This window comes from Sphingobium sp. DC-2, from assembly GCF_000722555.1.
GTDB lineage: Bacteria > Pseudomonadota > Alphaproteobacteria > Sphingomonadales > Sphingomonadaceae > Sphingobium > Sphingobium quisquiliarum.
Map to the genome: position 1 here is coordinate 1 of NZ_JNAC01000007.1, position 17,734 is coordinate 17,734.

Here is a 17,734-nt window from a genome sequence, read left to right on the forward strand (position 1 = left end):
ATCTTTGTTCTTCAACATGGCCAAAATCGCAGCTTCGGGCCGACTGGGCCTTGTTCGGCAACTGGCCCCTCTCGATCGCCAGATTCCTCATCGCCTCGTAATCGACACCCCAAAGGCCTCGCCGCTCGTCGGCTGCATCTTTCATGAAACGGGCATAGGCCAGCCCTGAATGTTGCCTGTAATCAACGGCATATCCATGGCGCACCATCGTTGCCGAAACAGATGCCCCATTCGACCGAAACCGGCACGACAGGTTAGACCGGCCCCAGCTTGTCCGCCGCGTGTTGCATATCGGCTCGATCGTCAGCTTTTCGTCCTGAAAATCGCTGGTGCAATCCATGCCGCCATTTTGCTTCACCAGCTCTTCCAAATAGAGCTGCGCTGCGATCTTGGGCACATTGCCCTTACCGTCCTCATCCGGCGCATCGATTCCCGACAACCGCACCCGCTTTTTATCGAGCGTTTCGAGCGTATCGCCGTCGATAATGCGCGGGTTCTCGACGTGGATCGAAACTGGCTCGCTATTCCTTGCTTGCATCTGATTGAACAGCGCACCGAAGGCGAAAACAGAGAGAATTGGCAACGCGATTTGCTGATTTCGCGGCCATTTTTTGAAACCTCGGATCAGCACCTGGCTCTCTCCTGAAGAATGTCGTTCCAGTCCATCGGCGCCGGGGCCGGCGGGAGGATGATTTTCAGTTCGCGGTCGTTGGCGGTGAGATGGTCGCGCGCGTCCTCTATGGCCTGTGCAGCTTCCTGGCCGTGTTGCGAGTAGATGACGATTTTGCGGATGCGTTCCGGAATCGCGATCAGGCCATAGCGGCGAATGCCGCCAGCGCCCCACACCTTGAATTTTCCGTCACTAAGCTGGGTGACGGAAACGGCTTCCTCGAAGCCTTCCGCGAGGCGCAGAACATCGCCGGTTGGCTGGCCGCCGATCCGCATCGCGGCGTGTCGGACCAGGCCGAGTGTCAACTTCGCCTCGCGCAACGCCGCATGGTAGCGTTTCTCGCCCGTTGCTGGATCGAGCAAGATCCGCTGCACGGCGATTATGCCTTCGTCGGCCTCGAACGGCACGAGAAGGGCAGGATGCTCTTCGCGGGCGTCGGGCGGGCCAACGATGCAACGCGGAGCAAAGCGGACCTTGAGGCCGACCGGGTCGATCGCGCGCGAACGCAGGTAGCGTTCAGCCGCGGTGCCTGCGATCGGCACGGCGGAATCCCATAGGTGCAGGGCGAGCTTCCGGCGCGACGGTTCGGGCGCGCGATCGACCGTCTCGCCGCTGGTGTGACGATTGATTTTGCGGCTGTTGAGCGCGGACCATACGGCTTCCTGGCTGCAACCGGCCCAACATTTGAACAGGACGGCCTTCTTGCCGGGGGTGACTTGGAGCGACGGATTGCGGTCGTTGTGGGCTGGGCAGCAAACCATGCCATATGAGCCGCGCCAGTGGCCGCCCATATCCGCTACGATCTGACGTGCGCGTGCTTCGACGTCCATCTGCATCGAACTTCTTTCGTCAACGGTATCCCGACATTGGGATTTATACACATTTCACGGAGGCGGGCAAACGGTCGGGATATATGCCAATATCGCGCATGGCCCGACTAGGGCCATTCAATATAAATATCTCCGCCGGGTATCTTCACTTGCGAATGACTCACGTTCTTTGGCCTCAATCGCTTCGCCCAAGCTGGCGAGAATATCGGCCAGCTCGCGCTTGTCCCGCTCTTCGCGGGTTAGCTCCCATAGGGGCAGCTGATCCCTCATGCGCTCCATGTCGCGCGCCGCCTCGATCTGGCGATACTGTTCGCAAGCGGGGGCTGGGTCAGCCGCGATGCCGCGACGGCGGCGAGCGGCGAAGATTTTGGAGAGGAAGGCGGGGAAGAGGAAGCGATAGGCGTTCGTGGCCTGCTTGATGCGCGGGCCAGCGCCTTGCGCTTCGTGATCGGGAACCGGCTCGTAGCGCCGGAACCAGTCGATAATGCGCGCCTCTTTGAGGCGCGAAAGCGCCTGAACGACGCAATTTTTGCTGAGGCCGGTTCCCTCCATGATGGTGTGAAGGCTGGGGAACAACGCGCCGGTGCTATAGTCGATGACGCGGGCCAGGAACTCGATAATCTGGATGCCGGCCTGTCCGATCGCACCGTTACGAATGCGCGGCGTGGTTGTCCGCCGCTGCGCGAGCGTCTGCCGCTCGTAGAGCTTTGCGGCTTCGATCATCTCGCGCATCTGGCGAGCATTGCGGATCGGCGTGTAGGCCTTCGCCCGCTTCTCGTGGCCTACGGCGATGCTGCCGGCCCAGACTTTGACGCGCGGTTTTTCGGCACGCGCTAGCAAGGCGCGGTCGATCGTGGCGAGGCCAGTGCTACGCAGCACGGCGCCTATGGAAGTGGTCATGCGGACCTCCCTTCGTCGGTCCCGCGAGGCCAAGCGCCATCGCTCCCGAAAGCACGCTTTCGAGATTGACTTTCGCTGCCGCACCACCGATAAAGGGAGCCAAGTTAGACGCGCTCACCTTCGGTGGCACAAACAGCCCTCGCTCAGCCAAGCGAGGGTTTTTTGTTGCCCTGTCGCCTCGGGGAGCCACCCCGCACGCAACAGATGAATCGCCGACTCCAAGGCGGAATCAGCGCGTCATAACTGGCTCAAGTTTAAGGGGTTGGCAAGAATAAGCGTGCGCGCACGCTTATAACGCGCTCGTCACGCCAACTTGCGGTAGTGGCGCAGATAGTCGGGATATTCGATCCCGCGTGCTTTCAAGAGATTAATCGTCGCCTCTTCGACCAGGGCGGCAACGGACGTTTGTTCGCGCTCAGCAAGGTTTTTGATCTCTGCCGCCAGCTCGGGTTTCACCGACGCTGCGAGATTGCGCGTGTTCGCGCGGCTCGGCCGACGCCGGGGCAAGGGAACCGGGAGAAGGGGGTCTTCCTGTCTTTTCGGGCGAGCCATAGGTCTAAAACACAAGAGGTTGATGTGGTGCCGGAATAAGCGTGTTGACACGCTTAATGGCTGTAATGTGGTTGCACGGCAAGAGAGGACAAGCCGGGTTGCCCTCGCCGTCAAAGCGAGGATAGACATATCCTTATCGGTAAAAGGGAACAAATCACGATGCCGCATAGCGACGATTGGCAGTATGATCCGATCCTGGAACGCGAACTAACCACCCGCCGCCCCGCTGGGGGAATGATCCAAGCGGTCGAGATTGCGCAGTTGCCGTCGAGTGAATGGATCATCAACGTTAAAGTATCGTGGCATGGCGATAAGTGGCTGAATGTCTGCCTATTCGAACAACCGACGCTTAAAACATACAAGCGACTGTCAAGTGCCGTGCGGCATGTCGTGCTCGATTACGGATATGAGGATGACCATATCCGATTGGTCCCCGACAAACAATGCAGCAACAAATTGGCGTTTTAGGCTTCCCTTTCCCCCTCATCGTGATATGTGCATAAATCTCGATGACGAGGGAGAAAGCGATGAAAGCTTTTAATTTCGCGCTCGCGGCCGCCTTGGTGGGGGCTGCGGTGCAATCGACCCCCGCTGTAGCGTCGGATAATACTTGGGCATGTGAGGTTGTTCTGTGCATCTCCAACCCGGGTGGTCCGACGCAATATCCAGCCTGTGTTCCACCGATAACGAAACTGTGGCGGGTGCTGGCTCTCGGCGGCAGCTTCCCGACATGCACGGGCGGGGGTATCGCCAAGACAAAATATAAGAAGCCGGATGATGGGAGGCCTGGTCGCTTGACGGTCACTTGGACTGACGGGCGGCAACAGACCTACTATCAGCCGCGCAACTGACCGGGAGCGGGAACGTGTTCCTCGAAACCGGAGCCGTTCTTTCGCTGGCGGCGCAATGCGCCCCAGCAGTAGCACCGCATACGATCGCCGCGATCGTGGATGCGGAATCTTCGAACTATGTGTTTGCGATCAACGTCAACGGCGTGGCCAGTCAGCCGCGCCGTCCGCGTAATGAGGCTGAGGCCATCGCAACCGCGCGCTCCTATGTGGCTCGCGGCTACAGCGTGGATCTCGGCCTCGGCCAAATCAATTCACGCAACATGGGCTGGCTCGGCCTGACGTGGGACACTGTTTTCAAGCAGTGCGCCAATGTCGAAGCGGCAGGGCGGGTGCTCCTGTCCAATTTCCGTTCGGCCAAGACGGGGCGCACCCCGCAAGAGGCCCTTCGGGTCGCACTCAGCATGTATAACACAGGCTCTCAATCGAGAGGTTTCCGCAACGGCTATGTCGCCCGCGTGGAGAACGCAGGTCGCCGCGTCAGCGGTCGGCCTGCGACCGCAATCCCGACTGTCATCGTAGGCGATCAGCCCGCCAGCGCCGCCGTGAGCGACACTGGCGCCGGTCGTGTGCCGGTGGAGCTGGCGGAAATCGCAGCGGAGAACATGGAGGCGGCTCCACCGCCTCCACCGCCTGCGTGGGATGTTTTCGGCCGCGCCCAACACGCGCGGATTGGTTCGTAAGGCGAAGATAGGAGTTGTCGAATGTTTCGTATCTGGAAGATCAAGGCTGAATCCCGGCTCGATGCGCTGCTCGCGCGTCTCAAGCCCTCGCCGCTCATGGCGCGCGCGCTGCCCCTGTCGCTGCTGGCAAGCCTGCTCGTAGCGGAGCCGGCTTTTGCGCAGGCAAACTTTGAAGGCCTGGCCGACAATATTCTCGGCCTGCTGAGCAACGGTTTGCTCCGCACGCTGGCGATCATCGCGATCATCGTCGTCGGCCTTCTGTGGTTCCTGGGCCGCGCGTCGGTGCAGATGCTCGTCACGGTCGTAGTTGGCGTGGTGATCGTGTTCTCCGCGCCTTGGATCGTCGACACGATTACGGGGTGATCGGGGATGGACGGTCAGGAAGAAATGACAAAAGACCCGCTGTTCTTGGCCGTCACCCGCCCCGCTTTGTGGGCGGGTGTTCCCATTGAGGCGGGCGCGCTCATCATCATGGCGGGCGCAATCACGTTGGTTGGTTCGGGCAATCCTCTCTACGGCGGCGCGGCCGCCGTCGCGCTTTATGCGATGGCGCGGCTTATCGTTCGGCATGACGTGAACGCATTCCGGCTGATCTTCCTGTGGGGCCGGACCAAAGCGGCGAACCGGAACCGCGTCTTTTGGGGTGGGTCGAGCTACACGCCGCTGCCGCTCTACGGAATCAAGCGAAAGGGATTTGGTCGTGGTGTTCGGTAAGAGCGCGCTCGCGGAGAAGGTGCCTTTTGACAAGGCCAAGCGGGAGGAAATGCCCGAGAAATTCTTGCCGTATTCGCGGCATGTCAATGAGCATGTGGTCGCCCTCGATAACGGCGATCTGATGCTCATGCTCGAACTGGATGGACGGCCCTTCGAGACTTCGGACGTGCGCGATCTGAACGATTGGCACACGCGCCTCAACGGGGTCTGGCGCAATATTCATGACGAGCGGCTTTCGATCTGGACGCACATGTTGCGGATGCGCGTGCGCGACTATCCAGGCGGCACGTTCCGCTCGCATTTCGCCGCGAAGCTCGATCAAAAATACTATGAGCGGATGACGGCCGAACGCATGTTCCGCAACCGCTTCTTCATGACGGTCGTGATCCGCCCAACAGCAAACGCGACTGACAAGCTGATGGATTTCCTGCGCAAGAAGCAGGAGGACAAGAACGCCAATATCGCGGAAGCTCTAGAGCTGCTGGAAGACAAGGTGCGCGATCTGGAAAAGCTGCTGCTGCGCGTTCGCCCGCGCCGTGTCGGCATCTATGAGCACCGGGGTCTCCTGTTCTCCGAACCGCTGGAAATATTGAACCAGGTGATGACCGGGCGCTATCGGCGCTGTCCTCTGGTCCGTGGCCGTCTCGGCTCGGCGCTCTATGCGAGCCGTGCCATCATCGGTGCTGAGACATTTGAGGTCCGCGACGCCGATCATTCGATGTTCGGCGGCATTTTCGGCATTCGCGAGTATCCGTCATCGACAACGCCGCGCCAGTTTGAATCGCTGCTTTCGGTCGATTTCAGCCTCGCCATAACGCAGTCGTTCACGTTCCTGTCGCGCACAGCGGCAACAGAACGGTTTCGGCTTCGCCAGACCCAAATGGCGAACGCCGGTGACAAGGCGATCAGCCAGATGGATGAGCTGATCGACGCGGCCGACGATTTGCAATCGAACCGCTTTGTGCTGGGGGACCATCATTTCACGCTGACGGTGTTCGCGGAAGATTTGAAGAAGCTGCGCGATAACATGTCGATCGCGCGCGCTGCGCTGGCCGATACGGGCATGGTCGCCGCCCGTGAAAGCGCCGCGCTGGAAGCTGCCTATTGGTCGCAGCTGGTCGGCAACTTCGCGTGGCGGGCGCGCCCTGCGCCGATCACGTCCTATAATTTCTCGGCCTTCTCACCGTTCCATACGTTCCCGGCAGGGCACGAGGACGGCAATCATTGGGGGCCTGCGGTCGCGCTGCTCAAGACAAGCGCGCGCAGCCCATATTACTTCAATTTCCATTCGGCGGACCTGGGCCATTCGATGGTCATTGGTCCATCGGGCGGCGGCAAGACGGTGCTGGTCAACTTCCTGATGGCGCAGCTCGAAAAGTTCAACGCACGCCATATCTTCATCGACAAGGATCAGGGCGCGGAGATTTTTGTTCGCGCCAGTGGCGGCACCTATCTAGCGCTGCGGAACGGAGAACCTACGGGCTTCGCTCCGCTCAAGGCGCTCGACAATACGGCTTCTCATCGCGCGTTCCTCGGTCGCTTCATCCGCCAGCTGGTCAAGCAAGAGGGTGCGCCGATCACGGTGCAGGAATCGCACCTGATCGACGATGGCATTGAAGCCGTGATGAAGCTGCCGCGCGAGCAACGCTCGCTGTCGGCGCTGCGGACCATGCTCGGTATGTCGGACTCGGGCGGCGTCGGCGCGCGCCTGGTCAAGTGGACCTCCGAGGGGAACCTTGGCTGGGTTTTCGATAATGAGGAAGATTCCATGTCGCTCGAAGCCCGTTTCGTGGGCTTCGATATGACCGACTTCCTCGAAAACGCGGAAATCCGCACGCCGGTCATGCTCTACCTGTTCGAGCGGATAGACGCGCTCCTGACAGGCGAGCGCATGGTGATTGCGATTGACGAATTTTGGAAGGCGCTGGCCGATCCGGCGTTCACAGCATTTGCGCAGGATGGCCTCAAGACATACCGCAAGCGCAACGCGTTCCTCGTCTTTGCAACGCAGTCGCCTGCAGACGCGCTGCGGTCCACGATCAGCCATTCGATCTTGGAGCAGGTAGCGACGAAAATCTTCCTGCCCAATCCGTTCGGCCAGCGCCGGGATTACATCGAAGGCTTCTCGCTGTCGGAGGCGGAATTTAAGCTGGTGCGCGAAGAGCTGTCGCCGGAAAGCCGCAAATTCCTTGTGAAGCAGGGCCATGACTCCGTTGTGGTCGGCCTGGATCTCATTGGCATGGACGATGAACTGGCCGTGCTGTCGGGGCGCGCTGAGACAACGGGCGTGGCCCGCGAAGTGATTGCCGAATTGGGCAATGATCCGAAGCTCTGGTTGCCGGAATTTCACCGGCGCCGGCGCCCAAGCTGAAAGGAGTGAGACTATGAAGCAGCTTTTCTTGGCGGCTGTGTCGATCGGGAGCCTTGCGGCCGCGACGCCAGCCAGTGCGCAGGGTATCCCTGTGTTCGATAGCACGTCCGTGCTCAAGCATATCGAACAAATCCAGAAGACCATGCAGATGATCGAGCAAGGTCGCCAGCAGATTGCGGAAGCGCAGCAGCTCTACCAAGGGTTGAACCAGCTGACCGATGTTTCCTCGATCGCCAACCAGCTCAAGACGGATTCGCTTCGCACGCTCGGCGTCGATGTGAACTCGCTCGAACGCATGGCGCGCGGCGATTTTGGCGGCGGCGGCAGCTATGGCGGGCGATCTGATGCGATCTATCAGGACATGCTCGAACGTCTCGGCGTGTCCGCGAATGGCGATCAGACTGATGTTCGCTATCAGTCCGCGCGCTCGATCGCGATGGACAAGGCCATGGCCGAAGGGATGGGCGAAGCGGCCACATCGCGTGGCGAAGGCCTGGAAGAGCTGCGCAGCCGCCTAGCTTCGGCATCAACGGCCAAGGAAGTCGCTGACCTTCAAGCGCGCATCCAGCTTGAAAGCGCGTCCATGATGAACGACCAGCTCCGCGTCGATGCCATGGAGCGGGCGCGTCGGGCCGAACAAGCGGCCAAAACGGCGGAAGCCCTCTCCAGCTATTCCCGCGATCGTGAAGAGCAACTGGCCCGCGCGCGGGCAGCGGCGGGAATGTAAGAATGCGGAAGATGGCCTTAGTAGCATTGAGCGCAGCCGGCATAATCGCCGGCTGCCAACGCGCACCCGTTTTCCCTGAAATCCTCATGACCTACCACGACGTGGAATGGCTCAAAGCCAACGAAGATCAAATTCCGGTGATCGTATCGGAGTGCGACAAGATCATGAACAGCGAACTCAAACAATCCGATCTTCCCATTCCCGTCGCCAAGAATTGCGGAGGCATCAAGTCTGCCATCGCCTCGATCAAATATTCCCGTGACCGAGAAGATCAGATGGCTCGCGCACGCAAAGCGGCGGGAATGTGACAGCTCGAAGGTCGATTGAATAATAACGCGGAGCGATCTGGTGGAATACGATCTATTCACGAATGCCTATCAGGGCTTTGTCAACGAACTCAACTCGTCTGTGGTTTCAAACTACGCTGGGTTTGTTGGCTGGATCGCTGGGCCGCTCCGCACGGGAATGGTGATTTATATCATACTGCTCGGCTACGCTATCATGCGCGGTGCTGTGCAATACCCATTCCGCGAATACGTCTATCGCTCCCTAATGCTCGCTGCACTTTATTGGGCTGTGACAAGCCTTTACGGGGCATCAATTGCACAAATGATCGTGACGGGGCTGCCTAATGAGTTTGCCTCAATCATCGGGAACTCGCCAAATGGCGTCGGTGGGTCGTTTGATACGATGTGGGCGCGCGTCGATGTTGCTCTGATAGGGATGCAGGATGCCACCAAGGAATATGCTGAGCAGAACGCCAGCATGTGGGATTTGCAGGGGGCAGCGACTGCGATCATCCTGTGTATCGGCGCAACCATCATCATCTTGCTAACCGCTGTAGCCGCGTTGTTCGCGCTCGCGGTTGGCTTTGTGATCGTGCTCTATGCGCTGTTCGCGCTCGCCTGTCTGGCGGTGGTTGGTCCGATCTTCGTCGGGGCGCTCCTCTTCGATTCCACCAGAAGCTACTTCTTCTCGTGGCTCGGTAGCGTCCTGAATTTCTTGATGCTGTCCTTGTTCGCGCTGTTGCTGGTGCTCGTCGTCGCCAACGTCGCGGAATCCGCAACAGCATCCTTCGACGGTCAGTTTGAGCACGTTTGGGACACATGCGTTCGCATCATCGCCTTCTACGTCCTCGCGTGCTTCTTCTTCCTACAAATCCCCGGAATTGCGGCCTCGCTGGGTGGCGGTGCTGCTGCGATGGTATCGCAGTTCGGTAACGCCGTGATGAGCGGGGGCGGGGCTGTGGCAACGGGCGCAGGCCACGCGGCCAGCGATGCCCGCGCCATGGGGGCCAGCATGGGTCGGGGCTTCTCGTCGGCGGTTCGCCGTTGGCGCAACCGAAACACAATCACCAGAGCTTGAGGGAACGAATATGCGCAAGTTGCTTGGACTCGGAATCTGCCTGGCGCTGGCGGCCTGCGCCGGTCAGCCCGTCAAAAAACCAGCCAAATGCGAGGGGCCGATGCGGCCCGCAAATCCGCATGGGCTTACCCTTCCCTCGATCCCGGATCAGGCCGCGCAGCGAACCGCCCCGGCGAATGTGGACGTGTTCAACCAGGGCGCACCGGCAACGCCGGACGCTGCCCCGGCAGACCCTGCCACTCCGGGCAATGAACAGTCGGACGCATCGCGGGCGGTCGAAGTGCCGCGTCTAAGCGCCTCGCTGCGCGGCCCGATCTACTCGAATTGCTGAGGTGTTACGATGGCAGTTGGTATTCCAAAGGACGAGCTGAAAGCCTATTTTGAAGAGGCTGCAAGCTGGGAACGTGACAAGCTTGCGGCGGCCGAGCGCTCCAAAAAGCTGGCGTGGGTCGTCGCTGGCGTTGCTGGCGCCCTGGCGACTGCTGGCGTTGTGGCCGTTGCAGCCCTGACGCCTCTGAAAACGGTCGAGCCATATGTTATCACGGTGGACCGTAACACGGGCGAGGCGTCGATCGCCGCCAAGCTCCACGGTGACGCGACGATCACCTATGACGAGGCGGTCCGTAAGTATTTCCTCGCTACCTATGTCCGCTATCGCGAAGGCTGGATAGCGGCCGCTCGCGAAGAATATTTCGATGCGGTCATGGTCATGTCGGCGCGGCCCGAACAGGATCGGTGGTCACGCTTCTACAAGACCGACAATCCCCAAAGCCCGCAAAACATCCTTGCGAACCGCACTGATGTTTTTGTCGAGATCAAGCGGGTGTCGTTCCTGGGCGGCAACGTCGCGCAGGTCTATTTTACCAAGGAATCTGTGACCGGCTCGAACTCGACCAAAACCGATGCCGTCGCGACCATCAAATACAAGGTCGATGGCACGCCGAGCAAGGAAGTGGACCGCTTCAAGAATCCGCTTGGCTATCAGGTCGAGAGCTATCGCGCTGACGTGGAGGTGCCCCAATGACCGTGTTGAAGTGGAGCGCCCCGTTTGCGCTCGCGATCGCGCTGGCTGCGTCGCCGGCGATGGCCGAAGAAACGCCCCATGCGACGGTGCTCGATCACCGGGTTCGTGAAGCGAACTACAATGATCGGCAAGTCTATGAGATTCCGGGCGTGTTCCGCATCGCCACGGAAATCGTCTTCGCCAAGGATGAAGTGGTCGAGCATGTGGCGCTGGGCGATACCGTGTCCTGGGAAGTCGCACCGGCTGCCAATTCGCTCTTTATCAAACCGCGCGAGCGCGCGGGTCGCACGAACCTGACGGTCATAACCCGTTCGCGCTATGGCCCGCGCAGCTACCGCTTCGCTCTGTCGCCAACGCAGCGGGGCAGCGGCTTCTATACGGTCGTTTTCCGCTATCCTGAACAGGAAGCAGCGGAAGCGCAGGCGCAAGCCGCAATGGCCCAGCTGGCCCAGCTGAAAGCCATGGAACGCGGCGCGGTGAAGTCCGCGCTCGATATTGGCGTGCTGGAAGGCACGCGCAACGCCGACTACATCATGCAAGGATCGACCGCCATCCAGCCCTCCGAAGTGTCTGACAACGGACAGTTCACGGTAATGCGCTTTCCCAACCAGCGTGAGTTGCCGGCGTTCTTCATCGTCAATCCTGATGGATCGGAAGCCATCGCCTCCTTCGATGTGCGCGATGAATATGTGGTGCTGCACGGGGTTTACAGAACAATCCGGCTGCGCCGGGGCCTCGAAGTGCTCTGCATCCACAATCAGAAAACCGACTATTACGGGCGCGATCCCAAAACTGACACGGCCTCTGGCCTGGTCGAGCGAACCACGGGGGTTCAATAAAATGGCTGCGAACGATCATGACAACGCGCCGCATGGCGACAACATCATTTCGCAGGGCGAGACGGTCGAAAACCGGCCCCTTGCATCAGAGCCGGTGCCCGATCCGGAAGACATTGAGCGGCAAAGCGAACGTCAGGCCAAGATTGCCGCCCTTCCGAACAGGTCGATCGACCCCAAAAAGGCGGTCGTTCTCGCGGCGGTGGCCTGCGGCGCGATTGTGCTCGGTTTTAGCACCATCGACGCAATGCGGAGCGATCCAACCGAAAAAGCCGAGAAAGCGGAAAAGCCGGATGAAAGGCAGCTCGCCAACTACGATCCGAAGTCAATCATAGCCCCAACGCTTGCCGATGCGCCGAATGATCCGAACGCGCCGGTGCCCATGACGGAAGTGCCGGCGCTTGATGGAAGCCAAGCGCCCCGCACAGCCGGTGCAAGCGGTCGCCCCCAAAAGTCTGAGGGGCAAGTCATCGCAGAGGCGCAGCGCCGCGCCGGAATTATGGCCTATGGTGGCGAAAACGGCGGTGGGGTCGGCGGAGCGGTGGCAGCTGCCACCGGCCTGCCCATGGGCGGCGGCACAGGAGGACAGGGCGCGCAGTTGCTTGGCGCGTCGGCCGATGGCGATGGACAGGGCGGATCGCGCCGGACCAATCTCGAAAACATGCGCCAGACCTCGCAAATTGATCGGGTTTCAGGCCGCGACATTGGCAACCGCGATATGCTGATCCTCGCAGGGTCGTTCATTCCGTGCGTGCTGCAAACGGCGATGGATTCCAGTCAGCCCGGATATGTCAGCTGCATCATTCCCCGCGACATTTATTCGGACAACGGCCGCGTCGTTCTGCTGGAAAAGGGAACGCGCGTCCTGGGCGAATATCAAACCGGCGTCCAGCGCGGCAAATATCGTCTCTTTGCGGTATGGAACCGCGCGGTCACGCCTCGCGGCGTGGCGATCGACGTAGGCTCGCCCGCCAGCGATGCGCTTGGCCGTTCAGGCATGGCAGGCGGCGTGAAGAACTTTTTTTGGGAACGCTTTGGGGCGGCGTTGCTGTTCAGCTCGCTTAACGATGCCGCCTCGATCGCCGCCTCGGAAGTCTCCGACGCGGATAATGTCACTCGGGTTCCCAGCCAAGCGTCGGACACGATCTTGCGGGACACGATGCAGATTCAGCCGGTGCTTCGCATCAATCAGGGCGCGGAAGTGGGGATCATGGTCGCGCGCGACTTCGATTTCTCCAACATCTACGGCCTTCGGCTTCGGCGCGGCCAATGAGCAATACGGCTGTCCTCGAAAACGCCTTGCTGCCGTTGCGCCCTCTGCTCGCGCGTGAGGACGTAACGGAGCTGGTGATTAACAAGGCTGGCGAGGCGGCAATTGAAACGCGCGATGGGTGGTCCTGGGAGACATTGCCCGACCTGAATGAAAAGTCGCTGCTCGCGCTCGCGCGGGCAGCGGCGGCTTTCACGCATCAGGACATAAGCCAGTCCACGCCGATCTGCTCCACAATCCTCCCCAGCGGCGAGCGTGTGCAGCTGGTTGTGCCGCCTGCTGTCCCTGCCGGCACAGTGTCCATCACCATCCGCAAGCCGTCATCGGTGACGTTGACGATGGAGGATTTCGAGCGCGGTGGGCTGTTTAGCGAGACGAAGATCGCAACCCGGCAAGTCTCGCCGCTCGATGTTGAATTGCGCGATCTGCTCGACGCAGGGAAGCACGTCGAATTTTTCCAGAAGGCGGTCCAGGGCCGCAAGAATATCCTGATTTCCGGCGCTACCGGCTCGGGAAAGACGACGCTCTCTAAAGGGCTGATCCAGCTCATTCCGCCGCATGAGCGGCTGCTGACGATCGAAGACACGCGCGAATTGGTCGTTCCGCATCGCAACGTGGTCCACATGCTCTACGCGAAGGACAAGCAGGGCACCGCGAAAATCTCTGCAAAGGATCTTCTGGAATCGGCCCTGCGTATGCGGCCTGACCGGATACTGTTGCAGGAGCTGCGCGACGGCACCGCGTTCTTCTATCTCCGCAACGTCAACTCAGGCCACCCCGGCTCGATCACGACGATCCATGCGGACTCGGCCGAACTCGCGTTCGAACAGCTGACATTGCTGGTCAAGGAAAGCGAGGGCGGCGCCGATCTGGCCCGTGACGACATTCGCAGCCTGCTCAAGCTGCTGGTTGATGTGGTCGTGCAGACCAAGAAGGTCGAAGGCCGCTTTCGCGTGACGGAGATATATTTTGATCCAGAAAACAGGCTCTAACAGGCTCGCACTGGCCCTTGTCCTCCTTCCGATCACGCTCCTGCTGATCGGCCTGCTGACCGGCACGGTGGCGTGGTTCTTCCTCAAGATGCCCGCCGCGGCCTACGATCCGCTCACCCTTCCCGGCTTCTTCTGGTATTATCGGCATGATCCTGTCGTGACCGAAGCGCTTTGGCGAGGCGCGGTCATCGGCGTGCCGCTGCCGGTGTTGCTCATGGCGATCGTCTTGCGGCCGAAAAAGAACCTTCACGGCGAGGCGCGTTTCGCGCGCGAAGGTGAAATCCGCAAGGCGGGCCTTCGCGCGAAAAAGGGCATTGTGCTCGGCCGCGTCCGCAATGGCTTTTTCCGCAACGGCTTTCTCATGGTGGGCAAGATGGAGCATGTATTGCTCGAAGCCCCGACCGGATCGGGCAAGGGCGTCGGCATCGTCATTCCCAATCTGTTGCAATGGCCGGATTCGGTTGTCGTGCTCGATATTAAGCGTGAGAACTACGAAATCACGGCGGGTTTCCGCCGCAAGGGCGGCCAAAAGGTTGTGCTGTTCAACCCTACGGACAGGGAAGGCCGCACGGCCCGCTACAACCCGCTCAGCTATATCAACAGGTCCGACCCGATTGAGGTCCTGGTCGAATTGCAGAAGATCGCCACGATGCTCTTTGTGCCCCCGGAGAAGGGCGAGGCATTCTGGACGGAATCAGCCCGCACGGCCTTTGTCGGCATAGCATCGTGGATCGCGGCCAAGCCTGAACGTCCCTTCTCGTTTGGCGAGATCTACCGGACCATCACGATGCCGGGGATGAAGGCATTCTTCGCCAAGGAAGCCGGCGATGGTGCGCTATCGGAAGGGTGCCGCGCTGCGTTGAGCGATTTTACGTCCAGCGCAGACAACACATTCACCGGCATTATCCAGACCGTCACCTCCAAGCTCAATCTCTGGATCAATCCGATTGTCGATCGCGCGACGGCCGAAAGCGACTTTTCCCTGACGGACCTTCGCCGCATCCCGACCTCGATCTATCTCGGTGTCTCGCCGGATGAACTCGATAGGGTCGCGCCGCTCTACAATCTGTTTTTCCAACAGCTGATCGACCTCAACACGCGGCAACTGCCCGACGATGGTGAAAAGCTATCCGTGCTGCTCATTCTGGACGAATTTGCGCGGCTCGGCCGCGCCCAGGTCATTGCCAATGCGTTCTCCTATGTGCGCGGCTATGGGCTGCGTCTGCTCCCCGTCATCCAGTCCCGCTCCCAGCTGCGGAATGTCTATGGTGAGCATGGCGCGGACGAAATCGTATCAAACTGCGGGGTCGAAATTGCTTTCACGCCGAAGGAGCTGCGGGTCGCAAAGGAACTGTCCGAACGCCTCGGCTATCTTGGTCAGGATGCGGAAAGCCGGTCCCTGACGATACATGGATTGCTCGCCAATCGAAGCAAGACGATCTCCGAACAGCGCCGCGCGCTGATGCTCCCGCAAGAGCTGATGCAGCTGCCCGAAGACGATATACTCGTCATCCGGGGCGGCATCCCCGTCATTCGCGGGAAGAAAATCCGCTACTTCAAGGATGCCGTGTTCCGCTCGCGCTTGACGCCTGCGCCGGAAGTGCCGGCGCTGCCCAAGCCGGTCGCGCCGATCGCGGCCGTCGATGATCTGAGCGATGAAGAGCTGGCGGCTTTCAATGATTATTCCGCACTGGCCGATGACCAGGTGCAGGACATTCCCGAAGACGTTCTCGCCCTCGATCGCGATATGCCGAACCTGACAGTGAAGGACGGCAGCATGGCTTTCGATGAAATCAACTTCGACGACATTATTGGTCCCGACCCGACGAAAGAGGAGTGGGAAGGTCAGCGCCGGGATCTAGTTCTGAGTGAAGGAGAAGAATATGGCCGATAATGACAACAGCGAACGCCAAGCAAAGACGCCGCGCTCCTACGAAATTCTTGGCCCTGGGAACAGCAAGGAAACCTTTGCGAGATTCCCCGATGCCATGAAGGCATTTGCCAAGCTGGAAAACCAATATGACCACGCGCTGACGATGCAGAAAGGCGGAAAAACCGCTTATCTGGCGTCCACGGATTGGCGCAATGATGGGTCCACGCCGGTTGCGCAATATCTGACGCCGGCTGTCGAAGAGTATAATAAGGCGCTGAAACGCGGAGCGCCTGCCGACGAATTGCGCGGACACGAAAGCAGAGTGCGGGCCGACCTTAATGCGTGGCCCCGGCAAGCGAAGCGCGAAGCGGCTCCGACCGCATCGGCCGATAAATCGCTCAATATCCATGAGGGTGAGCGAGCCAGGGCGGAGAGCAAAGACGGTGCTGCGCCCGCGAAAGCTGAGGTTCCATCGAAGGCAGCGCCAAAGGATGACAAGCAAGTTGACGACACACGCTTGGCTCTGCCCACGCAGCTCGAACGCAAATATCTGCGCGTTGGGAATGATCTTTTCCGTAGCGGCCGCGATGACAAGCCCGATATGTCGATCAAGGGCCAAGACGGCATTCGCATCAACAAGGACTATGCCATTGGCGATGCTATCGCGATCGCGAAGCACAATGGCTGGCAGTCGATCCGTGTTCATGGAAGCGACGAATTCAAGAAGGCGGTCTATCTGGAAGCGGCGCGATCGGGGGTCGAAGTGAAAGGGTTCAAGCCGTCTGAACAGCTTAAACTTGAGGGAGAAAGGCTGGCGGCGCGAGATAAGGCCCGCGAAGCACAAGACCCGGCAAAGAGAGCGAGCATGGCAAAGCAAGACCCCTCAGAATCTCGTGCTGCGGCCGAACAGTTCCGGCGCAATTCGCATCGGGATAATGCGGCCAACCCGCAATTCAAGGCCGCGCAATCGCACGTCCTGGCGGCAGCGATCGAAGCGAAAACCCGGTTCACCCAAAAGGAAGACAGGGATCGCTTCATAGAGCGGGCCAAGGAAACTGTCGCCAAGCGTATTGAGGTTGGCGCGCCGGTCCCTGCTGCCCGTTTCGAGCAACAGCGCCAGAACGAGGCTACCCGCATAGCGCGCGAGGATTTGACGCTGCGCCAGCAGGAAAGGAAGCCGTCACGCTCGCGCTAAGTGCATGGCACATGCTTTTTGGAAACAGGAAACCGCACGATGAACATTCCCCGGCCTGATCCGGTGCCATCGAGAGGCGTGTCCGATCTCGATCGTCACATTGAAACCTTGCTTCGCGTGATTCATTCCAGAAACCTCGCTTGGTCTGATCTAAGCGAAGTGGGTAAACAGGTAGAACGCCCTCTGACGGACGTTGAGCAATTGCTTACAAATGTGGGCGACGACGCCCATGAAATCACCCTTGCTACCGAGACGATCATAACAGCCCTCAAGCTGCAACGTGATGCGCTCGCGATCCAAAGCTCTCGCCGTAGAGCACGCTTCGGCTCGATGCTCCTGCTCATGATCCCCGTGTTCTTCGTAGGTTTGATGATTGGCGCATCATACGGGATAGATGAAGGTCGGGCGCGGGAGCGTGAAGCCTTAAAGTATCCGATGATACCCCAGCTGTCCGTAGATCGTGGCAGGCTCAAAACTGACGGAAGGTAGAGCGGTGGCAGCTGCCACCGCTTGCGATCTCTTGATGGGCTATGGCCTCATGAGGCACGATGAAGAAATCTGACAGGGCAAAGAAACAAACCGCCAAGGTAATCGAGGCGGCTGCACGCGCCCATGAAGCTCTCGATTATTTCAACGGCAACGTCACAAATCCGTTCGATGAGTTAACATGGCCCAGTATTGCCGAAGGTTATCTTCTAGTCGCGCAGAAGGCGGTATCAGACGCCTTGGTCGCTTTGGAACGCGCAAACAGCGTTGGCTGGACCAAGCACGGCCAGTAAGGGGGCCTCGCAGAATCTGGTCGTAAACGTACGCGAGCCGCTGATGTCTGAATCACCGGCTCTGTTGCAAAGATTGGCGGCAGTCAGAGGTAGGCTGTCGCTCTG

21 protein-coding genes are annotated in these 17,734 nt (G+C 59.8%); 17 read left to right on the forward strand and 4 right to left on the reverse strand.

Going from position 1 to position 17,734, the window contains the following annotated elements:
• From ET21_RS0101160 to ET21_RS27485, 4 genes are all read right to left on the reverse strand, one after another.
• Positions 1-631, reverse strand: a 631-nt coding sequence (locus tag ET21_RS0101160) for a thermonuclease family protein (protein WP_156028975.1), incomplete at its 3' end; no start/stop codon positions are given.
• The gene (locus ET21_RS0101165) at positions 625-1,506 is read right to left on the reverse strand and encodes a toprim domain-containing protein (protein ID WP_020819816.1); all 882 of its coding nucleotides are present in this window, start codon (positions 1,504-1,506) and stop codon (positions 625-627) included. The genes ET21_RS0101160 and ET21_RS0101165, both read right to left, overlap by 7 nt.
• A gap of 111 nt (positions 1,507-1,617) precedes the next feature.
• Complete coding sequence (locus tag ET21_RS0101170) at positions 1,618-2,400, reverse strand: hypothetical protein (RefSeq protein ID WP_020819815.1); 783 nt, start codon at positions 2,398-2,400, stop codon at positions 1,618-1,620.
• Positions 2,401-2,703: 303 nt separating this feature from the next.
• Positions 2,704-2,856, reverse strand: a complete 153-nt coding sequence (locus ET21_RS27485) for a hypothetical protein (RefSeq protein ID WP_006949649.1) — start codon at positions 2,854-2,856, stop codon at positions 2,704-2,706.
• Positions 2,857-3,111: 255 nt separating this feature from the next.
• Between ET21_RS27485 and ET21_RS0101180 the strand changes: the two genes are divergently transcribed.
• From ET21_RS0101180 to ET21_RS0101260, 17 genes are all read left to right on the forward strand, one after another.
• The gene (locus ET21_RS0101180; protein ID WP_020819813.1) at positions 3,112-3,420 is read left to right on the forward strand and encodes a hypothetical protein; all 309 of its coding nucleotides are present in this window, start codon (positions 3,112-3,114) and stop codon (positions 3,418-3,420) included.
• A 397-nt stretch (positions 3,421-3,817) separates the two neighbouring features.
• Positions 3,818-4,483 carry a lytic transglycosylase domain-containing protein gene (locus ET21_RS0101185; RefSeq protein WP_020819812.1) on the forward strand — a complete coding sequence of 222 codons (666 nt, stop codon included), beginning with the start codon at positions 3,818-3,820 and terminating at the stop codon, positions 4,481-4,483.
• Positions 4,484-4,504: 21 nt separating this feature from the next.
• Complete coding sequence (locus tag ET21_RS0101190) at positions 4,505-4,846, forward strand: TrbC/VirB2 family protein (RefSeq protein WP_004213202.1); 342 nt, start codon at positions 4,505-4,507, stop codon at positions 4,844-4,846.
• Between the two features lie 6 nt (positions 4,847-4,852).
• The gene (locus ET21_RS0101195; RefSeq protein ID WP_006949650.1) at positions 4,853-5,197 is read left to right on the forward strand and encodes a type IV secretion system protein VirB3; all 345 of its coding nucleotides are present in this window, start codon (positions 4,853-4,855) and stop codon (positions 5,195-5,197) included.
• The gene (locus ET21_RS0101200; protein ID WP_006949654.1) at positions 5,184-7,568 is read left to right on the forward strand and encodes a VirB4 family type IV secretion/conjugal transfer ATPase; all 2,385 of its coding nucleotides are present in this window, start codon (positions 5,184-5,186) and stop codon (positions 7,566-7,568) included. Before ET21_RS0101195 ends, ET21_RS0101200 begins: the two co-directional genes overlap by 14 nt.
• Positions 7,569-7,581: 13 nt before the next feature.
• Positions 7,582-8,295, forward strand: coding sequence for a type IV secretion system protein (locus ET21_RS0101205; protein ID WP_020819810.1), 714 nt, complete (start codon positions 7,582-7,584; stop codon positions 8,293-8,295).
• Positions 8,296-8,297: 2 nt separating this feature from the next.
• Positions 8,298-8,603, forward strand: a complete 306-nt coding sequence (locus ET21_RS0101210) for a hypothetical protein (RefSeq protein WP_011627751.1) — start codon at positions 8,298-8,300, stop codon at positions 8,601-8,603.
• 40 nt (positions 8,604-8,643) lie between these two features.
• Positions 8,644-9,660 (forward strand): type IV secretion system protein, encoded by a 1,017-nt coding sequence (locus ET21_RS0101215; protein ID WP_011627750.1) that lies wholly within the window; start codon positions 8,644-8,646, stop codon positions 9,658-9,660.
• 10 nt (positions 9,661-9,670) lie between these two features.
• Positions 9,671-9,991, forward strand: coding sequence for a hypothetical protein (locus tag ET21_RS0101220; protein ID WP_020819808.1), 321 nt, complete (start codon positions 9,671-9,673; stop codon positions 9,989-9,991).
• A 9-nt stretch (positions 9,992-10,000) separates the two neighbouring features.
• Positions 10,001-10,684, forward strand: a complete 684-nt coding sequence (locus ET21_RS0101225) for a virB8 family protein (RefSeq protein ID WP_004213217.1) — start codon at positions 10,001-10,003, stop codon at positions 10,682-10,684.
• Positions 10,681-11,523 carry a TrbG/VirB9 family P-type conjugative transfer protein gene (locus tag ET21_RS0101230; RefSeq protein ID WP_021225586.1) on the forward strand — a complete coding sequence of 281 codons (843 nt, stop codon included), beginning with the start codon at positions 10,681-10,683 and terminating at the stop codon, positions 11,521-11,523. The genes ET21_RS0101225 and ET21_RS0101230 overlap by 4 nt, the downstream gene beginning before the upstream one ends.
• A gap of 1 nt (position 11,524) precedes the next feature.
• Positions 11,525-12,793 (forward strand): type IV secretion system protein VirB10, encoded by a 1,269-nt coding sequence (gene virB10 / locus ET21_RS0101235; RefSeq protein ID WP_020819806.1) that lies wholly within the window; start codon positions 11,525-11,527, stop codon positions 12,791-12,793.
• A complete protein-coding gene (gene virB11, locus ET21_RS0101240) occupies positions 12,790-13,782 on the forward strand; it encodes a P-type DNA transfer ATPase VirB11 (protein ID WP_011627746.1) in 993 nt (330 codons plus the stop codon). Before virB10 ends, virB11 begins: the two co-directional genes overlap by 4 nt.
• A complete protein-coding gene (locus tag ET21_RS0101245; protein WP_020819805.1) occupies positions 13,760-15,676 on the forward strand; it encodes a type IV secretory system conjugative DNA transfer family protein in 1,917 nt (638 codons plus the stop codon). The genes virB11 and ET21_RS0101245 overlap by 23 nt, the downstream gene beginning before the upstream one ends.
• Positions 15,666-16,850, forward strand: coding sequence for an LPD7 domain-containing protein (locus ET21_RS0101250; RefSeq protein ID WP_020819804.1), 1,185 nt, complete (start codon positions 15,666-15,668; stop codon positions 16,848-16,850). Before ET21_RS0101245 ends, ET21_RS0101250 begins: the two co-directional genes overlap by 11 nt.
• Before the next feature lie 39 nt (positions 16,851-16,889).
• A complete protein-coding gene (locus ET21_RS0101255; RefSeq protein WP_020819803.1) occupies positions 16,890-17,339 on the forward strand; it encodes a hypothetical protein in 450 nt (149 codons plus the stop codon).
• Between the two features lie 59 nt (positions 17,340-17,398).
• Complete coding sequence (locus ET21_RS0101260) at positions 17,399-17,629, forward strand: hypothetical protein (protein WP_020819802.1); 231 nt, start codon at positions 17,399-17,401, stop codon at positions 17,627-17,629.
• Positions 17,630-17,734: the final 105 nt, after the last annotated feature.